Origin of the sequence: Microcystis sp. M31BS1, from assembly GCF_020245285.1 — a bacterium.
GTDB lineage: Bacteria > Cyanobacteriota > Cyanobacteriia > Cyanobacteriales > Microcystaceae > Microcystis > Microcystis panniformis.
The window spans coordinates 1-4,235 of record NZ_JADBVE010000398.1; the positions used below are offsets into that span (position 1 = coordinate 1).

Annotated in this window: 6 protein-coding genes and 1 tRNA gene; all 7 read right to left on the reverse strand. The window is 46.0% G+C overall.

The genetic code is table 11. The features are described 5' to 3' along the window. Positions 1-797: 797 nt before the first annotated feature. Complete coding sequence (gene rplA, locus IM509_RS22280; RefSeq protein WP_052277567.1) at positions 798-1,511, reverse strand: 50S ribosomal protein L1; 714 nt, start codon at positions 1,509-1,511, stop codon at positions 798-800. A gap of 55 nt (positions 1,512-1,566) precedes the next feature. Continuing rightward, entirely contained in the window at positions 1,567-1,992 is a 426-nt protein-coding gene (gene rplK / locus IM509_RS22285; protein WP_002761138.1) for a 50S ribosomal protein L11, read from the reverse strand. A 3-nt stretch (positions 1,993-1,995) separates the two neighbouring features. Next, the gene (nusG, locus tag IM509_RS22290; protein ID WP_002765996.1) at positions 1,996-2,613 is read right to left on the reverse strand and encodes a transcription termination/antitermination protein NusG; all 618 of its coding nucleotides are present in this window, start codon (positions 2,611-2,613) and stop codon (positions 1,996-1,998) included. Then, positions 2,610-2,846 carry a preprotein translocase subunit SecE gene (gene secE / locus IM509_RS22295; protein WP_002765998.1) on the reverse strand — a complete coding sequence of 79 codons (237 nt, stop codon included), beginning with the start codon at positions 2,844-2,846 and terminating at the stop codon, positions 2,610-2,612. The genes nusG and secE overlap by 4 nt, the downstream gene beginning before the upstream one ends. Before the next feature lie 124 nt (positions 2,847-2,970). Further along, a tRNA-Trp gene (locus IM509_RS22300) sits at positions 2,971-3,043 on the reverse strand. Between the two features lie 101 nt (positions 3,044-3,144). Next, positions 3,145-3,507 carry a 50S ribosomal protein L19 gene (gene rplS, locus IM509_RS22305; protein WP_002738040.1) on the reverse strand — a complete coding sequence of 121 codons (363 nt, stop codon included), beginning with the start codon at positions 3,505-3,507 and terminating at the stop codon, positions 3,145-3,147. A gap of 228 nt (positions 3,508-3,735) precedes the next feature. Further along, positions 3,736-4,235: carbonic anhydrase (locus tag IM509_RS22310; protein ID WP_287717354.1), on the reverse strand; the 500-nt coding region annotated here is incomplete at its 5' end.

The following is a 4,235-nucleotide window of genomic DNA, read 5'->3' on the forward strand; positions in this document are numbered from 1 at the left end:
AAAAGAAAAACTTGATTAATAATGTACAGGATTAATTCTACTACAAAATTGGAAGGAGGGGGCAACCATCGATCCCTACCTCCCACACTCCGAGAATGATTATTATTCTTGAGGATGAATAGTTTATTTTTTGGAAGTCCCATGAGTCTTACGCTGGTTACTACTTAGATTTCGACCTATCTAAGAGATTCATAAGGATTACTTCGTTCCCAACAACCGTATTCCTAACTTTAGTGTCTTCCTCTATACCGAAGCTGTGTAGATGATTCTGGTTGAACTCTATCTTTTCCCAGTACGTTAGCTTGTTAACATTTTGTTGCCAGCCAATAATCTGTGTAGGCTAGGTTTCAGTGACGATACTTCTGACGGAAGTTCTTATTCATACACATAGTTAGATGCTAGACAGGTTTTGATGTCAGATTCATCTTTACTGCCATTTAACCCCGCTTTTCCCCTTTTGATGACCGTTCTCCACAGGAAGGGGTTATGCTGTCACTCCATCATCTGGAGGGAAGGACTTTCACCTTCACGGTTATTGAGTTATCAAGGTTCTCAACCTTGTCCTACCCACGTCTGTTAGACTTTTGGTAGGAACGAGTCGCACGATAGATTCTGTACTTGAACGCTTTTAGCATTTTGCTTACCAAACTACATTTACTATGGTAAGCTATGTGAGCAACAATGTCAAGCCGTCCTTCGCTACGCTAAAGGACGGGGTTTTAGACCCAAATTTTCGATAAAATCCCAAAAAAAGCCCCCAATCCCTTGGAGGCTTTTTCAAAGAAAAATAACTGTCATTAACCTTCTGCTAATTTCAGATCCCGCAGGGTGCTAATATCCACTTGAATCGATGGCCCCATGGAGGAAGAAACATAAACTGTACGCCAGTAACGACCTTTGGCTCCGGAAGGACGGTTTCTGTCCACCGTTTCCTGTAAAGCTTTCAAATTGATTAACAAATCCTCGGCGCTAAAAGAAGCTTTGCCAAATTGAACGTGAACGATCCCGGTGCGATCGGCCCGGAATTCCAATTTACCCGCTTTAAACTCAGAGATTGCTCCCGTTAAATCCGTGGTTACGGTTCCCCCTTTCGGTGAAGGCATTAAACCCCGTGGACCGAGTTGACGACCTAATTTAGCCACTTTCGGCATCATATCGGGGGTGGCGATTAACACCTCGAAATCCATCATCCCCTTGGCGATTTCTTCGATTAATTCTTCTGAACCAACGATATCGGCCCCGGCGTTGTTCGCTTCCTGCACCTGTTCCCCGCGAGTAATCACCGCTACTCGCACCGTGCGTCCGGTTCCTTTGGGTAAACTTACCGTTGTCCGCAGTTGTTGGTCGGTATATTTAGGATCGATACCTAAACGAATATGAGCTTCGGCGGTTTCGTCGAATTTCGCCGTCGCTAATTCCTTTAATAATGTCAGTGCCTCTAATGGCTCGTAGGCTTTATTTTCTACCTTAGCCTGGGCATCTCGCAAACGTCGTGAAACTTTTTTTACCATCTGATTTGTTGCTCCTTGGGTAATAACGAAGCTTAACTTCTCCCCGAAATAAGATTTAGTCTGAGATCTTGACACCCATATTTCTGGCCGTTCCCGCCACAATATTCATGGCCGCTTCGATGTCGTTAGCGTTAAGATCGGGCAGTTTAGTTTGGGCGATTTCCCGTAATTGGTCGCGGGTAATGGTGGCGACAAATTTCTTGTTAGGTTCGTTGGAACCTCTTTCCACACCGGCCGCTTTGCGGATGAGAACGGAAGCGGGGGGAGTTTTGAGGACAAAGGTAAAACTACGATCCTCAAAAACGGAGATTTCCACAGGGATGATCATCCCAGCCTGATCGGCGGTTTTAGCGTTGTAATCTTTACAAAACGCCATAATATTCACCCCGTGTTGACCCAAAGCAGGACCGACCGGAGGAGCAGGGTTAGCCTTACCAGCAGGTAAAGCTAGTTTAATAATTGCGACGACTTTTTTAGCCATGATTTAGTTTTGTTTTTCGACTTGATTAAATTCCAATTCGACCGGGGTATCCCGACCAAAAATGGAGAGCAGGGCCTTGAGTTTGCCGCGCTCGGGACTAACTTCGATCACTTCCCCTTCAAAGTCCTTAAATGGACCGGATAGAACCAAGATTTGATCGCCAACTTCCATATTGATTTTGACGACGGGTTCTTGAATCTGAGCTTGTTTGAAGATGCGATCGACTTCTGACATACTCAAGGGTAGCGGGGTGACGTGACCGCGGCCGCGTCCATAGTGGCGTTTTTGTTCGGCCCCGACAAAGTTGATCACGTGGGGGGTGTTTTTCACCACCTGCCAAGCGTCATCATCCATGATCATTCTGATCAGGACATAACCGGGGAAGACTTTTTCCTCACCGTGTTGCCGTGAACCATCCTTGCGGACTTTGACGGTGGCCGCTTGGGGAATCTGGACTTGTAGAATGCGATCAGCCACATCGAGGGTGTGGATGCGCTGTTCCAAATTGGCTTTGACCCGTTTCTCACAACCGGAAGCCACCTGCACGGCATACCAACGGGGTTTTTTCGGTAGGCCGCTGAGATTGACTTCTTCGGGAAACTGCTCTTCTTCTAGATTCATGGGAACACCTTCCCCGCACCCCAGGCAAAAAATTTATCAATCAGATAGATGAGAGTGGCTACCAAAGTGACCATTAACATCACGGCCGCCGATTCACTCAAAAGTTGCTGACGGGAAGGCCAGACGACTTTGGCGAGTTCTTCTTTGGTTTCATTGACGAATTCCTTGACCTGAAAGGAGCTTCCCTCTTTCTTGTCGCTCGTGTCTTTTTCTAGGGTTTCTTTTTTGGCCACGATCGCTACTCCTTAAAATGATACTCAAGCTATCCTTAACTTATCATTTTCACCGGACAACCCACACTAACCCCCAGACATTTAGATTATGTCCTTTGCAGTTATCGGCTTGGTGATTACCAAACGCGCCCTGGAGGACTTGAACCCCCGACATCAGGTTTTGGAGACCTGCGTTCTACCAACTGAACTAAGAGCGCCCATTCGCTAAACGATTTGGCTTTTTTAAGGCCTTTATTTATTATAGCGTAGTTGTTGGCGATTGTGCAACTTTCTTGGTTAGGCTGTCGCCGGAAATTTTTTAGAGAGGGCGATCGAAACGTTCTTGTACCCTGGTGGCTTTGCCAACCCGATCGCGCAGATAGTAGAGTTTCGCCCGGCGTACTTTACCACGACGGATGATCTTGATACTGGCAACCCGCGGCGAGTGGAGCAGGAAGACTCTTTCTACCCCCACACCCTGGAAGACTTTGCGTACTGTAATCGTTTCGTTGATACCGCCATGGCGTTTGGCGATGACAATACCCTCGTAGGGCTGAATCCGCTCTTTATCTCCTTCGACGATTCGCACCCCTACCCGGATCGTGTCACCGACATGGATAATGGGCAGATCGCTCTTGAGATACTCGGCTTCGATTGATTTGATAATCTCTTCCGTTTTCATCGGCTTCCGTAAAACTGACAATTCTCTATCATACCATATTTTTTGAGTAAAAAGCAATAGCTATTAGCTTTCCTAACACTGAGCGTTGCTGACTTGCCGATGCTGTCACCAGATGTCAGGCTGATTGTCCCGGATTACGGTCATTATCAACTGCGAAGGCTCTTGCCATTAACTGCCACTCTAGAGACGGTAATAAGTACATCTCTAGAGAATTTCTCTAATCCCTAATTAACTTCTCGAACCGCGATAAATGCGATCGGCTTGGGAGGGTTCTAAATAAGTATAGCCCGGTTTTTGGGTCGAGGAGCCATTCTTTTTGGCCACAGTATTAACCGCAGGAGTCGCTTTTTTTGCTTCGGCATGAGTCCTGATATAATCCTCAGAAATCTTGAAGGGATGACTATTGGGAAGGTGACGACTGGGGGGTAAATTGTCTTCTGGTTCGGGATGGGTAATTTTACTATGGGGAGCAACAAAATCGTGTAGGATGGGATCGTAGGCTAAAATTTCGCCGGTTTCAATCCGAAAAATCCAACCGTGTAGAGATAATTTACCCTGATGTAATCGGGAACGAATAATTGGATAGCTTTGCAAATTACTTAACTGATTGAGAACATTTTCTGCTACTGTCACCTCGATCAGTTCTTCTCCTTCTAGTTCCTTGTAATTATCCTTAACTAAACGTCGAGTAGCTTCTGCTTGCTTTAACCAATTGTAAACTAAAGGCA

What these genes read in the sequence shown, in the direction of transcription:
- nusG (WP_002765996.1), bottom strand. Translation starts at nt 2,613, where the DNA reads ATGAATCTAGAAGAAGAGCAGTTTCCCGAAGAAGTCAATCTCAGCGGC.
- rplS (WP_002738040.1), bottom strand. Translation starts at nt 3,507, where the DNA reads ATGAAAACGGAAGAGATTATCAAATCAATCGAAGCCGAGTATCTCAAG.
- rplK (WP_002761138.1), bottom strand. Translation starts at nt 1,992, where the DNA reads ATGGCTAAAAAAGTCGTCGCAATTATTAAACTAGCTTTACCTGCTGGT.
- rplA (WP_052277567.1), bottom strand. Translation starts at nt 1,511, where the DNA reads ATGGTAAAAAAAGTTTCACGACGTTTGCGAGATGCCCAGGCTAAGGTA.